General features: G+C 67.5%; 18 protein-coding genes and 1 tRNA gene. 10 read left to right on the top strand and 9 right to left on the bottom strand.

Features of this window, described 5'->3' with window-relative positions:
• The 3 genes from AC1D1T_RS20175 to AC1D1T_RS20165 form a co-directional block, all read left to right on the top strand.
• Nucleotides 1-301 (top strand): integration host factor subunit alpha (locus tag AC1D1T_RS20175; RefSeq protein ID WP_477992377.1); only part of this gene is annotated, 301 nt, incomplete at its 5' end.
• Nucleotides 302-336: 35 nt separating this feature from the next.
• On the top strand, nucleotides 337-825 hold the full coding sequence (locus AC1D1T_RS20170; RefSeq protein WP_047511801.1) for a MerR family transcriptional regulator: 489 nt from the start codon (nucleotides 337-339) through the stop codon (nucleotides 823-825).
• A gap of 57 nt (nucleotides 826-882) precedes the next feature.
• A tRNA-Pro gene (locus AC1D1T_RS20165) sits at nucleotides 883-959 on the top strand.
• Between the two features lie 89 nt (nucleotides 960-1,048).
• Here the strand turns inward: AC1D1T_RS20165 and AC1D1T_RS20160 are convergent.
• Nucleotides 1,049-1,363: a hypothetical protein gene (locus AC1D1T_RS20160; RefSeq protein WP_477829537.1), complete on the bottom strand. Its 315-nt coding sequence runs from the start codon at nucleotides 1,361-1,363 to the stop codon at nucleotides 1,049-1,051.
• A 170-nt stretch (nucleotides 1,364-1,533) separates the two neighbouring features.
• Entirely contained in the window at nucleotides 1,534-3,723 is a 2,190-nt protein-coding gene (locus AC1D1T_RS20155; RefSeq protein ID WP_477992376.1) for a sodium-translocating pyrophosphatase, read from the bottom strand.
• 306 nt (nucleotides 3,724-4,029) lie between these two features.
• Between AC1D1T_RS20155 and ppa the strand changes: the two genes are divergently transcribed.
• Together ppa and AC1D1T_RS20145 are read left to right on the top strand one after the other, a co-directional pair.
• A complete protein-coding gene (ppa, locus tag AC1D1T_RS20150) occupies nucleotides 4,030-4,575 on the top strand; it encodes an inorganic diphosphatase (RefSeq protein WP_047511809.1) in 546 nt (181 codons plus the stop codon).
• A gap of 123 nt (nucleotides 4,576-4,698) precedes the next feature.
• Nucleotides 4,699-7,419, top strand: coding sequence for a M16 family metallopeptidase (locus tag AC1D1T_RS20145; protein ID WP_477992375.1), 2,721 nt, complete (start codon nucleotides 4,699-4,701; stop codon nucleotides 7,417-7,419).
• A 14-nt stretch (nucleotides 7,420-7,433) separates the two neighbouring features.
• Here AC1D1T_RS20145 and AC1D1T_RS20140 read toward each other — a convergent pair whose 3' ends face one another.
• Entirely contained in the window at nucleotides 7,434-8,624 is a 1,191-nt protein-coding gene (locus AC1D1T_RS20140; RefSeq protein ID WP_477845171.1) for a GNAT family N-acetyltransferase, read from the bottom strand.
• 12 nt (nucleotides 8,625-8,636) lie between these two features.
• Between AC1D1T_RS20140 and AC1D1T_RS20135 the strand changes: the two genes are divergently transcribed.
• Nucleotides 8,637-10,310 (top strand): NAD+ synthase, encoded by a 1,674-nt coding sequence (locus AC1D1T_RS20135; protein WP_477828078.1) that lies wholly within the window; start codon nucleotides 8,637-8,639, stop codon nucleotides 10,308-10,310.
• Between the two features lie 32 nt (nucleotides 10,311-10,342).
• Nucleotides 10,343-10,681, top strand: coding sequence for a P-II family nitrogen regulator (locus tag AC1D1T_RS20130; RefSeq protein WP_047511820.1), 339 nt, complete (start codon nucleotides 10,343-10,345; stop codon nucleotides 10,679-10,681).
• 55 nt (nucleotides 10,682-10,736) lie between these two features.
• On the opposite strand, the gene AC1D1T_RS20125 is transcribed toward AC1D1T_RS20130, so the two are convergent.
• The 6 genes from AC1D1T_RS20125 to AC1D1T_RS20100 are packed head-to-tail and all read right to left on the bottom strand — an operon-like array spanning nucleotide 10,737 to nucleotide 14,077.
• Nucleotides 10,737-11,345 carry an LOG family protein gene (locus AC1D1T_RS20125; protein ID WP_477828079.1) on the bottom strand — a complete coding sequence of 203 codons (609 nt, stop codon included), beginning with the start codon at nucleotides 11,343-11,345 and terminating at the stop codon, nucleotides 10,737-10,739.
• The gene (locus AC1D1T_RS20120) at nucleotides 11,342-11,722 is read right to left on the bottom strand and encodes a diacylglycerol kinase (protein WP_047511825.1); all 381 of its coding nucleotides are present in this window, start codon (nucleotides 11,720-11,722) and stop codon (nucleotides 11,342-11,344) included. Before AC1D1T_RS20120 ends, AC1D1T_RS20125 begins: the two co-directional genes overlap by 4 nt.
• Nucleotides 11,723-11,764: 42 nt before the next feature.
• Nucleotides 11,765-12,295 carry an RDD family protein gene (locus tag AC1D1T_RS20115; RefSeq protein WP_465112485.1) on the bottom strand — a complete coding sequence of 177 codons (531 nt, stop codon included), beginning with the start codon at nucleotides 12,293-12,295 and terminating at the stop codon, nucleotides 11,765-11,767.
• Complete coding sequence (locus AC1D1T_RS20110) at nucleotides 12,292-13,068, bottom strand: DUF3106 domain-containing protein (RefSeq protein WP_156155152.1); 777 nt, start codon at nucleotides 13,066-13,068, stop codon at nucleotides 12,292-12,294. The genes AC1D1T_RS20115 and AC1D1T_RS20110 overlap by 4 nt, the downstream gene beginning before the upstream one ends.
• Before the next feature lie 11 nt (nucleotides 13,069-13,079).
• Nucleotides 13,080-13,514 (bottom strand): DUF3619 family protein, encoded by a 435-nt coding sequence (locus tag AC1D1T_RS20105; protein WP_465112486.1) that lies wholly within the window; start codon nucleotides 13,512-13,514, stop codon nucleotides 13,080-13,082.
• Nucleotides 13,511-14,077, bottom strand: a complete 567-nt coding sequence (locus tag AC1D1T_RS20100; protein WP_477992374.1) for an RNA polymerase sigma factor — start codon at nucleotides 14,075-14,077, stop codon at nucleotides 13,511-13,513. Before AC1D1T_RS20100 ends, AC1D1T_RS20105 begins: the two co-directional genes overlap by 4 nt.
• 255 nt (nucleotides 14,078-14,332) lie before the next feature.
• Here AC1D1T_RS20100 and AC1D1T_RS20095 point away from each other — a divergent pair, with 255 nt between their 5' ends.
• The 3 genes from AC1D1T_RS20095 to AC1D1T_RS20085 form a co-directional block, all read left to right on the top strand.
• Complete coding sequence (locus tag AC1D1T_RS20095; RefSeq protein WP_477992373.1) at nucleotides 14,333-16,111, top strand: acetolactate synthase 3 catalytic subunit; 1,779 nt, start codon at nucleotides 14,333-14,335, stop codon at nucleotides 16,109-16,111.
• A 167-nt stretch (nucleotides 16,112-16,278) separates the two neighbouring features.
• Complete coding sequence (ilvN, locus tag AC1D1T_RS20090; RefSeq protein WP_047511839.1) at nucleotides 16,279-16,770, top strand: acetolactate synthase small subunit; 492 nt, start codon at nucleotides 16,279-16,281, stop codon at nucleotides 16,768-16,770.
• Between the two features lie 58 nt (nucleotides 16,771-16,828).
• Nucleotides 16,829-17,164 (top strand): NAD(P)-dependent oxidoreductase (locus AC1D1T_RS20085; protein ID WP_477992372.1); only part of this gene is annotated, 336 nt, incomplete at its 3' end.

The following is a 17,164-nucleotide window of genomic DNA, read 5'->3' as shown; positions in this document are numbered from 1 at the left end:
CACCAAGGCCGAACTGGCCGAGCTGCTGTTCGAGCGGCTGGGCCTGAACAAGCGCGAATCGAAGGACATGGTCGAGGCTTTTTTCGACATCATCCACGGCACGCTGGTGAAGGGCGAGGACGTGAAGCTGTCGGGATTCGGTAATTTCAACATCCGGCGCAAGGCGCCGCGGCCGGGGCGCAACCCCCGGACCGGGGAATCGATACCGATCAAGGCGCGGAATGTTGTAACTTTTCACGCCAGTCACAAACTGAAGGGAGTTGTGCAGGGCGACATACCGGCGGGTGACGACTTCGAGTAAAGTCTTAGCTTTCTCTCTCGAACTCCTTGATTTCAATGGAGAAAGCGCTTCCCGCCATCCCTGCCAAACGCTACTTCACCATTGGTGAGGTCAGCGATTTGTGCGGCGTGAAGCCGTACGTGCTGCGCTATTGGGAGCAAGAGTTCACGCAGCTCAAGCCGATGAAGCGCCGCGGCAACCGGCGTTACTACCAGCATCACGAGGTGCTGCTGATCCGGCGCATCCGCGAGCTGCTGTACGAGCAGGGCTTCACGATCAGCGGGGCCCGCAACCGGCTCACCGAGCTGGTCCATTCGCGGGCTTCGTCGTCGTCGGCATCGTCCGGCGCGCCGGACGCTCACGATGCAGAGTTCGACGGCGAACCGGATGCCGAGCTCGATGCAGCCGGCCCCGATTCCGAGTTGCCGCTCGATGCTGCCCCCGAGGACGCACCCATTCCGCAACCGGTCGTTATCGTCGACGAGGTGTCGATGACGCAGATGCGCGAAGAGCTGATCTCGATCCGCCACCTGCTGGTTGCTTGAGGGCTTGTTGCCTGACCGGAACCGCCGGATTTCCACGCTATACTGCGCGGCTTACGTCGGGGTGTAGCGCAGCCTGGTAGCGCACTTGCATGGGGTGCAAGGGGTCGCGAGTTCGAATCCCGCCACCCCGACCATAGATAGCCAGCTAGAACGGTTAGGTCCCACTAACCAGCACGGAAAAAGCCCACTGAGGTCTGACTTGAGGTCTAACTCAAGTTGAAGCTCAGTGGGCTTTGTGCTTTTCCGGTCCCTCCACATGCCTCGCCGCGCGGACGAACACCCGCTGCAGCAGCACGCCGTGTTCCCTGCGCCCGGGTGCGCCGCTCAGCCCGAGCTCGCGGATCGCGCCGATGACGCGCACTGCTTCGAGCAGGCTGGAGGTCTCGATCAACCGGTAGACGCGGTGATTGCTGTCCTCGACGCCGAAGACCATCTGCACGCCATCGGGTCGGCTTGTCGCGTCGATGGTGTCGAGGGCGTTCATCAGGGCTTCGTCTTCCAGGGGGTGGAGACCATCGGTGATCAGGCGGCTGCGCATGGGTGCAAGGGGTCGGACTGCTGAGAACGCGGACGATGTTCGGACCGCGCCGCCGCGTCCGCCATCGGCGCCTTCCGAGCTTCGCGTAGGAGCAGATCCCCTTTGCAGCGCAGGCGATTCCGTACGCGTCGGTGGGCGAAAACCGCACCGTCCGGCGCCTGAGCTGCGCGTCATTGGCTGGCCGCGGAAGCTGCCGGTGCCGCCGCCTCGGCCGCTGCCGGAGCGCTGGCTGAGCCTGTGGCCGGCGCGCTGGCCGACATCGTCGTCGGCGCGCCGTGCTGCAGCGCATCCGCGGTGCTCGCCGCCATGCCGGCCGGCAGCAGCGGCACGATCAACAGCGCGACGATGTTGATGATCTTGATCAGCGGGTTCACCGCCGGGCCGGCCGTGTCCTTGTAGGGGTCGCCGACGGTGTCGCCGGTGACGGCCGCCTTGTGCGCGTCCGAGCCCTTGCCGCCGTGGTGGCCGTCCTCGATGTACTTCTTCGCGTTGTCCCAGGCGCCGCCGCCGGTGCACATCGAGATCGCGACGAACAGGCCGGTGACGATGGTGCCCATCAGCAACCCGCCGAGCGCGGCCGGGCCGAGCAGCATGCCGACCGCGATCGGCACGACCACCGGCAGCAGGCTCGGGATGATCATTTCCTTGATCGCCGCGGTGGTCAGCATGTCGACGGCGCGGCCGTACTCGGGCTTGCCGCTGCCGTCCATGATCCCCTTGATGTCGCGGAACTGGCGGCGCACCTCCTCGACCACCGCGCCGGCCGCGCGGCCGACGGCTTCCATCGCCATCGCGCCGAACAGGTACGGGATCAGCCCGCCGATGAACAGGCCGACGATCACGCGCGGCTCCGACAGGTCGAAGCTGACCGTCATGCCGCGCGCCGCCAGCGCATGCGTGTAGTCGGCGAACAGCACCAGTGCCGCCAGGCCCGCCGAGCCGATCGCGTAGCCCTTCGTGACAGCCTTCGTGGTGTTGCCCACCGCATCGAGCGGGTCGGTGATGTCGCGCACGCTGTCAGGCAGGCCGGCCATCTCGGCGATGCCGCCGGCGTTGTCGGTGATCGGCCCGTAGGCGTCGAGCGCGACGATGATGCCGGCCATGCTGAGCATCGAGGTCGCGGCGATCGCGATGCCGTACAGCCCGGCCAGCTGGTACGACACCAGGATCGCGATGCACACGAAGATCACCGGCCACGCGGTCGAGCGCATCGACACGCCCAGGCCCGCGATGATGTTGGTGCCGTGCCCGGTGGTCGAGGCCTGCGCGACATGCTGCACCGGCTTGTAGTCGGTGCCGGTGTAGTACTCGGTGATCCACACCATCGCGGCCGTCAGCGCGAGGCCGACGACGCAGGCGCCGAACAGCCGCATCTGCGTGCCCGCGCCGAGCGCATCGTCGGGGATCGCGTACTTCGTGATGAAGAAGAAGCCGACCAGCGAGATCAGCCCGGCGACGATCAGGCCCTTGTACAGCGCCGGCATCACGTTCTTCATGCCGGGCGTCGCCTTCACGACGCTGCAGCCGATGATCGACGCGATGATCGAGAAGCCGCCCAGCACCAGCGGGTAGATCACCGCCTGCATCGGCGCCTGCGTGACCATCAGCGCGCCGAGCGCCATCGTCGCGATCAGCGTGACGGCGTAGGTCTCGAACAGGTCGGCGGCCATACCGGCGCAGTCGCCGACGTTGTCGCCCACGTTGTCGGCGATCACCGCGGGGTTGCGCGGGTCGTCCTCGGGGATGCCGGCCTCGACCTTGCCGACCAGGTCGGCACCGACGTCGGCGCCCTTCGTGAAGATGCCGCCGCCCAGCCGCGCGAAGATCGAGATCAGCGACGCGCCGAACGCGAAGCCGAGCAGCGGCTTCAGCACCGCCGACAGGTTCTCCGGCGCGGCCGTGCCGTTGCCGGTGATGAACAGGAAGAAGATCGTGACGCCCAGCAGGCCCAGGCCCACGACCAGCATGCCGGTGATCGCGCCGCCCTTGAACGCGACGTCGAGCGCCGGCGCCATGCCCTGCGTGGCGGCCTGCGCGGTGCGCACGTTGGCCTTCACCGACACGTTCATGCCGATGAAGCCGCATGCGCCCGACAGCAGCGCGCCGAGCACGAAGCCGACTGCCGTCGTGAGGGGCAGGAAGATGGCGATCAGGATCGCGAGCACCACGCCCACGATGGCGATGGTCTTGTATTGGCGGGCCAGGTAGGCGGCAGCGCCTTGCTGGATCGCCGCCGCGATCTCCTGCATGCGGGGGTTGCCCGCGTCGCGGCTCAGGATCCAGCTTCGTTGCACGAAACCGTACACCACTGCGGCAATCCCGCAGGCCAGCGCAAAGTACAGCGCCAAGTTCGTGGACATCAGGTCTCCTTCCTCGTTCGTTCGTTGATGATCGGAATCGAGAGTCGTGCCCGACTGCACAGGGCCGCGTGAGCCCGCCGGGCCGCCCCAAGGGCGAACACCGGAGTGCGCAGCACGAAGGTACTCACGTGAGCCCTGACGGGTCTGCGGCGCATGCTACGGGATGACCCGCCTTGAAGGCAACGAAACCCGTCATGGTGTTTTCCAGCGGACCGCGTCGTCAGCCTCGCGCAAGGCGCGGGCAGGGCGCGCAGCTAAAATGCGGGTTATCCCTCGCGATCCCTGCCTCTTCATCAAGAGAACTTCATGAGCCTGCACAAAGTCCCCCCCGGCGCCAAGGCGCCCGAGCAGTTCAACGTGATCATCGAGATCCCGATGAACGCCGACCCGATCAAGTACGAGGTCGACAAGGAAAGCGGCGCGCTGTTCGTCGACCGCTTCATGACGACCGCGATGCACTACCCCTGCAACTACGGCTACGTGCCGCAGACGCTGTCCGACGACGGCGACCCGGTCGACGTGCTCGTGATCACGCCGTTCCCGCTGTCGCCGGGCGTCGTCGTCACCTGCCGCCCGATTGGCGTGCTGAAGATGGAAGACGAGGCCGGTGGCGACAGCAAGCTGCTCGCGGTGCCGATCGACAAGGTGCTGCCGATCTACACGCACTGGCAGAAGCCCGAAGACATCAACCAGATGCGCCTGAAGGCGATCCAGCATTTCTTCGAGCACTACAAGGACCTCGAGGCCGGCAAGTGGGTCAAGGTGACCGGCTGGGAAGGTCCGGAATCGGCCAAAGCCGAGATCAGCAGCGGGCTGGCTGCGTACCAGAAGGCTGCCGCCGCGAAGGGCTGAGTCACCCGCCGTCACGAACGGACATGCAGAGAAGGGGAGCCGCGGGCTCCTCTTTTTGTTGGCGGAACCTCGGCGAAGGACAGCGCTCTACACTGCGCCCTTCGCTTCGGATTCCCCCGCCCCATGCTGAAACGTCTCCTGCCCGCCGTTCTCATCGTTGCCGGCACTCTGCTGGTGCAGACCGCTTCCGCACAGGCCCTGCCGGCCGGTGTCAACAAGGTCCAGACGGTCGAAGGCATCACCGAGTACCGCCTCGCCAACGGCCTGCAGCTGCTGCTGATCCCCGACGACTCCAAGCCGACCACCACGGTCAACATGACCTACCACGTCGGCTCGCGGATGGAGAACTACGGCGAGACCGGCATGGCCCATCTGCTGGAGCACCTGCTGTTCAAGGGCACGCCGAAGCACCGCACCGTGTGGGCCGAGTTCACCAAGCGTGGGCTGGCTGCCAACGGCAGCACCTGGTTCGACCGCACCAACTACTTCGCGAGCTTCTCGGCCAACGACGAGAACCTGCGCTGGTACCTGGACTGGCAGGCCGATGCGATGGTCAACAGCTTCATCGCCCGCCGCGACCTCGACACCGAGATGACGGTGGTGCGCAACGAGATGGAGATGGGCGAGAACAGCCCCGACCGCATCCTGCTGCAGAAGACCGTCGCCACGATGTACGAGTGGCACAACTACGGCAAGGACACCATCGGCGCGCGCGCCGACGTCGAGAACGTCGACATCCCGCGCCTGCAGGCCTTCTACCGCCAGTACTACCAGCCCGACAACGCGACCCTGATCGTCTCGGGCAAGTTCGAGCCGGCCAAGGTGCTGCGCTGGGTCGGCGACGCGTTCGGCAAGATCCGCAAGCCCACGCGCAAGCTGCCGGTGCAGTACACGCTCGACCCGGCGCAGGACGGCGAGCGCAGCGTCACGCTGCGGCGTTCGGGCGGCACGCCGCAGATCTTCGCGGCCTACCACGTGCCGCCAGCGGCGCACCCCGACTACCCGGCCATCGAGGTGCTCGATCTGGTRATGGGCGACACCCCCTCCGGCCGCCTGCACAAGCGCCTGACCGAGAAGCAGCTGGCCGCCAGCACCTTCGGCTTCGCGCAGGCGCTGGCCGAGCCGGGCTTCACGCTGTTCGGCGCGCAGCTGGCACCGGGCCAGGCGGTCGAGCCGGCGCGCGAAGCGCTGCTGGCCACCGTCGAATCGACCGCGAGCGAGCCCGTCACCGACGAGGAATTCAAGCGTGCCCAGGGCAAGTGGCTGAAGGCCTGGGAACAGGCGTTCACGAACCCCGAGACGGTGGGCGTCTCGCTCAGCGAATCGGTGGCCCAGGGCGACTGGCGGCTGTTCTTCCTGCTGCGCGATCGCGTGCGTGACCTGAAGCTGGCCGACGTGCAGCGCGTGGCCGACCAGCGCTTCATCGCGTCGAACCGCACGCTGGGCATCTACCTGCCCACCGACAAGCCGCAGCGCCCGCCGGCGCCGGCCAAGGTCGACGTCGCGGCCGAGCTGAAGGGCTTCAAGCCGCAGCAGGCCCAGGCCACCGCCGAGGCCTTCGACAGCTCGCCGGCCAACATCGACCAGCGCACCCAGCGCTTCCAGGTCGGCGGCGTCAAGGCGGCGCTGCTGCCCAAGGCCTCGCGCGGCGGCACCGTGCATGCGACGCTGACGCTGCACTTCGGCACCGAGAAGAGCCTGGCCGGCCTGAACGACGTGCCCGACGTCACCGCCGCGCTGCTCGACAAGGGCACGAAGACGCTGRCCCGCCAGCAGGTGCAGGACCGGCTCGACGAACTGAAGACCGAAATGAGCATCAGCGGCGGGCCAGGGCGCGTGAGCGTCAACCTGCTGTCACGCCGCGAGACGCTGCCGCAGGCGATCGCGCTGGTCGCCGACCTGCTGCGCAACGCCAGCCTGCCGGCCGACGCGCTGGACGAGCTGAAGCGCCAGACGCTGGCCGCGATCGAGCAGCAGCGCAAGGAGCCGGAGAGCGTGGTCGACAACGCGCTCGGCCGCATCGGCAACCCGTACCCGCGTGGCGACGTGCGCTACGTGCGCAGCTTCGACGAGATGGTGCAGGACGTGAACGGCCTGACGCTCGCGCAGGTGCAGGCCTTCCACCAGCGCTTCTACAGCGCGGCGCACGGTGAGTTCGGCGCGGCCGGCGACATGGATGTGCCGGCGGTGAAGGCAGCGCTGCAGGCCGCGTTCGCYGGCTGGCAGAACGCCGAGCCGTATGCGCGCGTGCTGCAGCCGCTGGTGCCGATCCCGCCGCAGCGCGTGGTGCTGCCGACGCCCGACAAGCAGAACGCGACGATGCTGGTGCGCCTGGGCGTGCCGCTGCAGGACACCGATGCCGACTACCCGCCGCTGATGATGGCCAACTACCTGCTCGGCTCGGGCGGCAACTCGCGGCTGTGGAAGCGCATCCGCGAGAGCGAGGGCCTGTCGTACGACGTGCGCAGCCGCATCAGCTGGAACAACCAGGAGCCGCATTCCGAATGGCAGGCGAGCGCGATCTTCGCGCCGCAGAACCAGGCCAAGGTCGAGGCGGCCTTCAAGGAAGAAGTGGCGCGTGCGCTGAAGGATGGCTTCACGGCGCAGGAACTGGCGGAAGGGCAGCGCGGGCTGCTGGCGTTCCGCCGGCTGTCGCGGGCGCAGGACGGGAACCTGGCCGGCGCCATCGCGAGCAACGAGGAACTGGGCCGCACGTTCGCCGTGTCGGCGCGCGTCGACGACGCCTTGTCGAAGCTGACGCTGGAGCAGGTGAACGCCGCGCTGCGCACCTATGTGAAGCCGGACGCGTTCGTCAGCGGCTTCGCGGGCGACTTCAAGCCCTGATCAGTCGGCCTGGATCAGTCAGGTGAAGCGATGGGCGCCTGCTTGAACGGCAGGCGCTCGTTCAGCTCATCCAGGTAGCCCTCGACCGCCGAGCCCTCGCGCGCGAGGAAATCGCCGACTGCCTCGGCGAACTGCGGGTGCGCCAGCCAATGCGCCGACCAGGTCTGCACCGGCAGCAGGCCGCGCGCCATCTTGTGCTCGCCCTGCGCGCCGCCTTCGAAGCGGCGGAAACCGTGCTCGATGCACCACGCGAGCGGCTGGTAGTAGCAGGCCTCGAAGTGCAGGCAGGAGACGTGCTCGGTCGCGCCCCAGTAGCGGCCGTAGGCGACACCGCGCGCCGCATCGACGCCGATCAGCGACACCGCGATGCGCACGCCGTCTTTCCACGCGACGAACAGCACCCAGTTCTGCGGCATCGTGCGCGCCATGCGGGCGAAGAAGTCGCGCGTGAGGTAGGGCGTGGAGTGGTGGGCGCGGTAGGTGCGCACGTAGCAGCGGTAGAAGAAGTCCCACAGCTCGTCGTCGATCTCGCGGCCCGCATGCGTCGTGAAGCTGACGCCGGCCTCGGCGACGCGGCGGCGCTCCTGCTGGATCTTCTTGCGCTTCTCGCGCTGCAGGCTGGCCAGGAAATCGGCGAACCCGTCATACGGCTGCGGCTCGCGGTTGACCCAGTGGAACTGCACGGTGCTGCGCATCATCCAGCCCATGTCGCGCGCGGCCTGCTGGTCAAGCGCGTCGAGGAACAGCAGGTGGGCCGACGACAGCTTCGCGTCGTGCGCGATGCGCATCATCGCGGACAGCAGCGCGCGGCGCGCGCCGTCGTCGCGCGCCATCAGCCGCGGGCCAGGCACCGGCGTGAACGGCACCGCGCCGAGCAGCTTCGGGTAGTAGCGCAGGCCGTGGCGCTGGTAGGCATCGGCCCAGGCCCAGTCGAACACGTACTCGCCGTACGAATGGTCCTTCAGGTACAGCGGGCAGGCGGCCATCAGCGAGCTGCCGTCCTCGATCAGCAGGAACTGCGGCATCCAGCCGGTCTCGGCGACCGCGCTGGCCGAGGCATGCAGCGCCGCCAGGTACTCATGGCGCATGAACGGCGCGGCCGACGGCTGCGCATCGAGCAGCGCGTTCCACTGCGCGGCGTCGATCTCGCCGGGGTCGCCGACGACCCGGATGACATAATCTTTGGAGCTCTTTTCCGCAGGCATATTCGCTGGTCTATGGCATCAAACACGAGGGTTCGCGTCGCGCTGGCGCAGATCAACGCCACGGTCGGCGACCTGGCCGGCAACGTACGCCAGATCATCGAGAGCGCCCGACGCGCACACGCGCAGGGGGCGAGGGTGGTGCTGACGCCGGAGCTGGCCCTGTGCGGCTACCCACCCGAAGACCTGCTGCTGCGGCCGGCATTCATGCAGGCCTGTGCGCATGCCCTGGCCGAGTGCGCCGCGGCGCTGGCGCCGCTCGAAGGTCTGCATGTGGTGGTCGGGCATCCGCATCAATGGGGTGAGCACGGCGATGTTAGGTCGAAGTCGCAGGCCGTGCAGCAGCGCTTCAATGCGGCCTCGGTGCTGACCGGGGGACGCGTCGTCGCCACGTATTGCAAGCGCGAGCTGCCCAACTACCAGGTGTTCGACGAACGCCGCTATTTCGCATCGGGCCGCGATGCCGGGCTCGAGCCGGTGGTGTTCGAGGTCGACGGCTTGCGCTTCGGGATCAACATCTGCGAGGACGCCTGGTTCGACGAGCCGGCGCAGCGGGCGAAGGCCGCCGGTGCCGACGTGCTGTGCGTGCTGAACGCGTCGCCGTTCCACCTCGGCAAGCTCGAGGAGCGCGAGGCGCGCATGGCGGCGCTGGTGCGCGCCACCGGCATGCCGCTGCTGTATTCGCACCTGAGCGGCGGGCAGGACGAGGTGGTGTTCGACGGCGCGTCGTTCGCGCTCGATGCGCAGGGCCGCGTCGCGGCACGTGCGCCGATGTTCGAGGAGGCGCTCACGCTGGTGGATTTCGAGGCCGGCCGGCCGACCGGCGCGATCGCGCCGGTGCCCACGCTGGAGGCACAGGCCTGGGCCGCGCTCGTCACCGGCGTGCGCGACTACGTCGGCAAGAACGGATTCCCGGGCGTGCTGATCGGGCTCAGCGGCGGCATCGATTCGGCGCTGGTGCTGGCGGTCGCCGTCGATGCGCTCGGTGCCGACAAGGTGCGCGCGGTGATGATGCCGTCGCCGTACACCGCCGACATCTCGTGGATCGACGCGCGCGACATGGCCGAGCGGCTGTCGGTGCGCTATGACGAGATCTCGATCGTGCCGATGTTCGAGGCGTTCCGCGCCAGCCTTGCCACCGAGTTCGCCGGCCGCGCCGAGGATGCGACCGAGGAGAACATCCAGGCGCGCGTGCGCGGCACGCTGCTGATGGCCTTGTCGAACAAGTTCGGCTCGATCGTGCTGACCACCGGCAACAAGAGCGAGATGGCGACCGGCTACTGCACGCTGTACGGCGACATGGCGGGCGGCTTCGCGGTGATCAAGGATGTCGCGAAGACGCTGGTCTACCGCCTCGCGAACTGGAAGAACGCACAGGGCCGCGAGGTGATTCCCCAGCGCATCATCACGCGGCCGCCGTCGGCCGAACTGCGCCCCGACCAGAAGGATCAGGACAGCCTGCCGCCCTACGAGGTGCTCGACGCGATCCTGCAGCGCTACATGGAAGACGACCAGGGCATCGAGCAGATCGTCGCGGCCGGCTTCGATGCGGCCGACGTCGAGCGGGTCACGCGGCTCATCAAGATCAACGAGTACAAGCGCCGCCAGTCGCCGGTGGGCATCCGCATCACCCATCGGGCGTTCGGGCGTGATTGGCGATACCCCATCACATCGAGGTTCCGCGCTTAAACTATGTCGATTCCATCCCTCCGGAGACCGACATGAAACAGATCACCGCGATCGTGAAGCCATTCAAGCTCGAGGAAGTCCGCGAAGCCTTGGCCGATGTCGGCGTGACCGGCCTGACGGTGACCGAGGTCAAGGGTTTCGGCCGCCAGAAGGGGCACACCGAGCTGTACCGGGGCGCCGAGTACGTCGTCGACTTCCTGCCGAAGGTGAAGGTGGAGGTCGTGGTCAAGGATGGCGATGTCGACCGCTGCATCGATGCGATCGTCAAGGCCGCCAAGACCGGCAAGATCGGCGACGGCAAGATCTTCGTGACGGCCGTCGAGCAGGTGGTGCGCATCCGCACCGGCGAGACGGACGAAGCGGCGGTCTGAACCCCCGCTGCACCAAGACAGGGCCCGCCGCGTGCGGGCCTTCTTCATGGCGGGGTCAGATCGCGGTGTAGTCGTCCGGCTGGTGCGCGCCGCCGGCCAGCGTGGCCAGGCGGTCCAGCAGCGTGGGCGCATCGTCCGACACCTGCAGCAGGTCCATCTGCGCCGTCGACAGGAAGCCGCGCTCCACCGTCTTGCCCAGGAAAGCCAGCAGGTCGTCGTAGTAGCCGGCCGTGTTGAGCAGGCCGATCGGCTGGTCGTGGTAGCCGAGCTGGCGCCAGGTCCAGACCTCGAACAGCTCCTCGAAGGTGCCGATGCCGCCCGGCAAGGCGAGGAAGGCGTCGGCGCGCTCGGCCATCATCTGCTTGCGTTGGTGCATCGTGTCGACCACGTGCAGCTCGGTCAGCCCGGCGTGGCCCAGCTCGCGCGACATCAGCGCATGCGGGATCACGCCGACCGCCGTGCCGCCGGCAGCCAGCGTTGCCTCGGCCACCACGCCCATCAGCCCGGCGCGGCCGCCGCCGTACACCAGGCGCCAGCCGCGCTCGCCGATCAGCGTGCCGACGCGGCGGGCCGCAGCCTCGTACGCGGGGTCGTTGCCGGTGCGCGATCCGCAGTAGACGCAGACCGAGAACGGTGTCGCGGGGGAGGTCGGGGTCGGGCTCATGGCATGAAGCGGTGCCACAGCGCGGCCAGCCAGATGCCGCCGCACAGCATCAGCGACAGGAACACGGCGGCGCTCGCCAGGTCCTTGGCGCGCTTGGAGAGGTCGTGCAGCTCGAACGACACCCGGTCGACCACCGCCTCGATGCCGGAATTCAGCAGCTCGACGATCAGCACCAGCAGCACCGATCCGGCCAGCAGCGCGGTCTCGATCCAGGTGCGGCCGAGCCACAGTGCGGCGGGCAGCAGGAAGACGGCGAGCCAGGTTTCCTGGCGGAAGGCGCTCTCGCCGTGGTAGGCCGTTTTCAGGCCTTCGATGGAGTAGCCGGTGGCGCGGATCACGCGTTCCAGACCGGTGCGTCCTTTGTAGGGATTCGTCATGGGCCGCGATTGTGCCCTGAGCCGATGACGGCCCGATGCGCGTCAGGCCGGGCGGGCCGGAGGAGGCGAGGGCGGTGCGTCGACCAGCCGGGTGCCACACAGCGCGTCGTGCCAGAACTGACGCTGCGGGTGCAGCAGCGCGAGCAGCGCATAGGCGGCGATGCCGACGCCGATCGCCGCGAACAGGTCCTTGCCGGCCCAGCCGTTCAGGCGCGCGAGGGCCCAGGCCGGCGCGATCCAGGCCCAGCTGGCGAGGTAGCGGGCCAGCGCCCGCCACGCTGTGAGCGGCGCACCGTCGGCCGTGACGACGCGGATGCGCCAGGTCTGCATCGGCAGCGTCTGGCCGCGGCGCGACCAGAACCAGGTGAAGTACAGGCCGTAGATGATGAAGGCGATGTAGCGCAGTTCCACGCCGTGCTCGCGGCCGCTGACGGCGACGAAGAGGGCGCCGATCGCGCCGGGGATCAGCCCGATGCCGAACAGGATCAGCGCTTCGTAGACGAAGCAGGCCATGCGGCGCTTCAGGCTGGGCGCGCGCAGCGGCGCGTCGGCCAGCGCCGGCGTTGAACTCATCGGTGGGGCTTGCCGCTGGCAGGCGCCGACGCGGGGACCGAGCGGGTCGCCGCGGCCTGCGGTCCGCGCTTGGGCAGCAGGGTGGCGCTGTCGACGAGCCCGGGTGCCGTCGCGATCTTCGGCAGGCCGGTTTGCTGGTGGGTCGGCGGGGTCGGGCGCTTGGAGATCAGGTTGGTCGTCGCGCCCGGCTGCGCCTGCGCGACGGTGGGGGCCACGGCCTTCGGGCGGGCGGCATAGGCGGTGTTCGGCACGATGCTCGACTTCGCGTCGGATGCGTTGCCGTCAGGTTCCTTGTTGCCCTTGGCCGGTGCGGGCTTGTGCTCGGCGCGTTCGGCCAGCTGCTTGCGCTGGTCGGGCGGCAGGGCCTTGTAGGCTTCCCACTGGGACTTGCGGTCCTGCGGCGCGACCTGCTGGGCTTCCTTGAAGTTCAGCCGGGCCTCGGCGCGCTCCTTCGGCGTCAGCTTGGCCCACTCGGCCATCCGCGACTGCACGCGTGCCTGCTCGGCCGGCGGCAGCGTGGCGAAGCGCTCCGAGATCTCGACCCACTTGCGGCGGCGTGGGGCATCGATGCCGGCCCAGTCCCGCTCCAGCGGGCGCAGCGCGTGCTGCTGCGCCGGCGTCAGCGTCGACCAGGCGGGGCCGCTTCCGTTTCCGGCGGGCGCTTGCTGCGACCACGCCAAGCCTGCGCAGGCCAGCAGCGCACCGGCCAGCAGCGGCACGAAGCGGCTGCGCAGCGCGGGTGCGGCATGGTCTTTGTCGAGGCGTCGAGTCACGAGCGCCCCGATCAATCGCGAGGGGTCTTCAGGAATTCCACGAAGCCGGGATCGCTGTAGGCGTCCGGCGGCACGTCGTCGGACAGCAAGCTGGCGTCGATTTCAGCTGCGGCCGAAATCTGCGAGCTGCTGTGCCAGCGCTGGATCAGGATCAGGCCGGCGGCCAGCACGACCAGCGGCAGCACCGAGGCGATCTTGACGCCCCAGCCGCCCAGCAGGGCAAGCGACGGGCCGGAACGGGAGACCGAGCCGGCCGTCTCGGCCACCAGCTTCGTGCGGGCACGCTCGAGCGCCTGCTCGCGCGCGAAGCGCAGGCGTTCGGAGATGTCGGGGGAGACGGCCTGGGATTGCTCGGTCAGGCGGGCGGACAGGCGAAGGGCGAAGCGGGTCTGGAGGGCGTCCAGTTCGGCGGCGGTGCGCGGTGCGGAATTTTGGCGGCTGTTCATAGTTGGATCCCCTYCGACTTGAGGGCGTTGGCCAGCGCATGCACGGCACGCGAGCAATGGGTCTTCACGCTTCCTTCCGAGCACCCCATCACGGCGGCCGTCTCGGCAACATCGAGTTCCTCCCAGTAACGCAGCAGAAAGGCTTCCCGTTGACGCGTCGGAAGCTGGGCCACCTGCGCTTCGATCGCCAGCAGGATCTGGGCCCGGGACACCGAATCGGCAGCGCTTTCAGTGGCGGTGGAGTCGTCCTGGACCGCCAGAGTTTCCAGCAAATCGAAATCCCCGTCGTCGCTGGCGGATTCGAACTCGGAAAAATTCCGCACGACGGCATTGCGCACCTTCTGGCGCCGGAACCAGTCCATCGTCGCATTCGACAGGATGCGCTGGAACACCAGCGGCAATTCCTCGGCAGGGCGGTCGAAGTATTTCTCGGCCAGCCGGATCATCGAATCCTGGACGATGTCGAGGGCCGCATCGTCATCCCGCACGGCGTACACCGCGCGCTTGAAGGCACGCTTCTCGACGCTCTTGAGGAAATCGGAGAGTTCTTTTTCAGATGCCAAGGGGGGTGCGCCTCGGGCCGGGCAGCCTGCCAAAACGGGGCGGATTATCTCACCGCTACCCGGCCGGGCGTCCCTTTCGCCGGAGATCGCTGCAAACCGGTGCCATAATCGCCCGTTGCACAACATTCGGTCTTGACTCAGCTGCCCGACCGCGGGCGTTGCAGTTTCTGGCCGCGCAGGTACCACACCCGCCTCACGAGGGCTGGGAAAGGTGCACCGATGGTTTTTCGTCAGAGAAATTCACAAAGGTTCAACATGGACATGTCTGCCGCGGAAATCAAGCGTGCCGCTTCGGCACAACCGCACCCTTCCTCTCCCTCCGCCGAGCCGAACGGCTCCGAAATCCTCGTCCGCTGCCTCCAGGCCGAGAACGTCAAGTTCCTTTGGGGCTACCCTGGCGGCGCCGTCCTCTACATCTACGACGCGCTGTACAAGCAGGACACCATCGAGCACGTGCTGGTCCGCCATGAACAGGCGGCGGTCCATGCGGCCGACGGCTATGCCCGCGCCACCGGCAATGTCGGCGTCGCGCTGGTCACCTCGGGGCCGGGCGTCACGAATGCCATCACCGGCATCGCGACCGCCTACATGGATTCGATTCCGATGGTGATCATCACCGGGCAGGTTCCGACGCCGGCGATCGGCCTCGATGCCTTCCAGGAATGCGACACCGTCGGCATCACCCGGCCGATCGTCAAGCACAACTTCCTCGTGAAGGACGTGCGCGACCTCGCGATGACGCTCAAGAAGGCGTTCCACATCGCCCGCACCGGCCGTCCCGGCCCGGTCGTGGTCGACATCCCGAAGGACGTGTCGCAGAAGACGACCCCGTTCCACTACCCGCAGAGCGTCGAGATGCGCTCGTACAACCCGGTCCGCAAGGGCCATGGCGGGCAGATCCGCAAGGCGGTGCAACTGCTGCTGGCGGCCAGGCGGCCTTATATCTACACCGGCGGCGGCGTGGTGCTGGGCAGTGCGTCGGCCGAACTGCGCGAGCTGGTCAACCTGCTCGGCTACCCGGTCACCAACACGCTGATGGGGCTGGGCTCGTTCCCGTCCAGCGACCCGAAGTTCCTCGGCATGCTCGGCATGCACGGCACCTACGAAGCCAACATGACGATGCAGAACTGCGACGTCCTGCTGGCCGTCGGTGCGCGCTTCGACGACCGCGTCATCGGCAACCCGAAGCACTTCGCGTCGGTCGAGCGCAAGATCGTCCACATCGACATCGATCCGTCGTCGATCTCGAAGCGCGTCAAGGTCGACATCCCGATCGTCGGCGACGTGAAGGACGTGCTGCAGGAGCTGATCGCCCAGATCCGCGAGGGCCAGGCCCGTCCCGACGCGCCGGCGCTGTCGGCCTGGTGGACCCAGATCAACGAGTGGCGCAAGCGCGACTGCCTGTCGTACAAGCACAGCACCGAGGTCATCAAGCCGCAGTCCGTCGTCGAGAAGCTCTGGGAGCTGACGAAGGATCGCGACACCTACATCACGTCCGATGTCGGCCAGCACCAGATGTGGGCCGCGCAGTTCTACCGGTTCGACGAGCCGCGCCGCTGGATCAATTCCGGCGGCCTGGGCACGATGGGCGTCGGGCTGCCGTACGCGATGGGCATCAAGCTCGCGAAGCCCGATGCGGATGTGTTCTGCATCACCGGCGAAGGCTCGATCCAGATGTGCATCCAGGAGCTGTCGACCTGCCTGCAGTACAAGACGCCGGTCAAGATCGTGTCGCTGAACAACCGCTACCTCGGCATGGTGCGGCAGTGGCAGGAACTCGACTACGGCGGCCGCTACTCGCACAGCTACATGGACGCGCTGCCCAATTTCGTCAAGCTGGCCGAGGCCTATGGCCATGTCGGCCTGCTGGTCGAGAAGCCGTCTGACGTGGAGCCGGCGCTGCGCGAGGCCATCCGGCTGAAGGACCGGACGGTGTTCCTCGACATTCGCACCGATCCGACCGAGAACGTCTGGCCGATGGTCCAGGCCGGCAAGGGCATCAGCGAGATGCTGCTGGGGTCCGAAGACCTGTGACGCGCTGAACACCGGCCAGGGCGGCGCGTTACCGCGCGCCGTCGACCGCCGGTGGAATGCGCGATCGCCGCTTCGGCCATCGAGGGTTTCAACTTTCCATCATCGACACAGCGTGGCCAAGGACCGTCGGTTACCGCCGCCGGGCTGAAGAGCGCGCTCCAACGACCATGAAACACATCATTGCCTTGTTGCTCGAGAACGAACCGGGCGCGCTGTCGCGCGTCGTCGCGTTGTTCTCCGCCCGCGGATACAACATCGAGAGCCTGACGGTCGCGCCGACCGAAGACGCCTCGCTGTCGCGCATGACCATCGTGACGACCGGCTCCGACGAGGTGATCGAGCAGATCACCAAGCACCTGAACCGCCTCATCGAGGTGGTCAAGGTGGTCGACCTGACCGAAGGCGCCTTCACCGAACGCGAGCTGATGCTCATCAAGGTGCGCGCCGTCGGCAAGGAACGCGAAGAGATGAAGCGCATGGCCGACATCTTCCGCGGCCGCATCATCGACGTCACGGAAAAGAGCTACACCATTGAACTCACCGGCGATGCGTCCAAGCTCGATGCCTTCATCGAGGCGATCGACCGCAGCGCCATCCTGGAAACCGTGCGCACCGGCACCAGCGGGATCGGTCGCGGCGAGCGCATCCTGCGCGTCTGATCGTCTCGATCAATCCATTCACCCCGCAAGACTGACCTGTTTTTTTCTGGAGAAGACCATGAAGGTTTATTACGACAAGGATGCTGACCTGAGCCTGGTGAAGGGCAAGAACGTCACGATCATCGGCTACGGCTCGCAAGGCCATGCGCACGCGCAGAACCTGAACGACAGCGGCGTCAAGGTCACCGTCGGCCTGCGCAAGGGCGGGGCCTCGTGGTCCAAGGCCGAGAAGGCCGGCCTGAAGGTCGCCGAGATCGCCGATGCGGTGAAGGCCGCCGACGTCGTCATGATCCTGCTGCCCGACGAGCAGATCGCGTCCGTCTACAAGAACGACGTCGAGCCGCACATCAAGCAGGGCGCTTCGCTCGCGTTCGCGCACGGCTTCAACGTGCAC

The sequence above is a fragment of the Rhizobacter sp. P2_H3 genome, from assembly GCF_056403355.1.
Note: the sequence above shows the minus strand (reverse complement) of the source record. Positions and strands in the feature narration are given on the sequence as shown.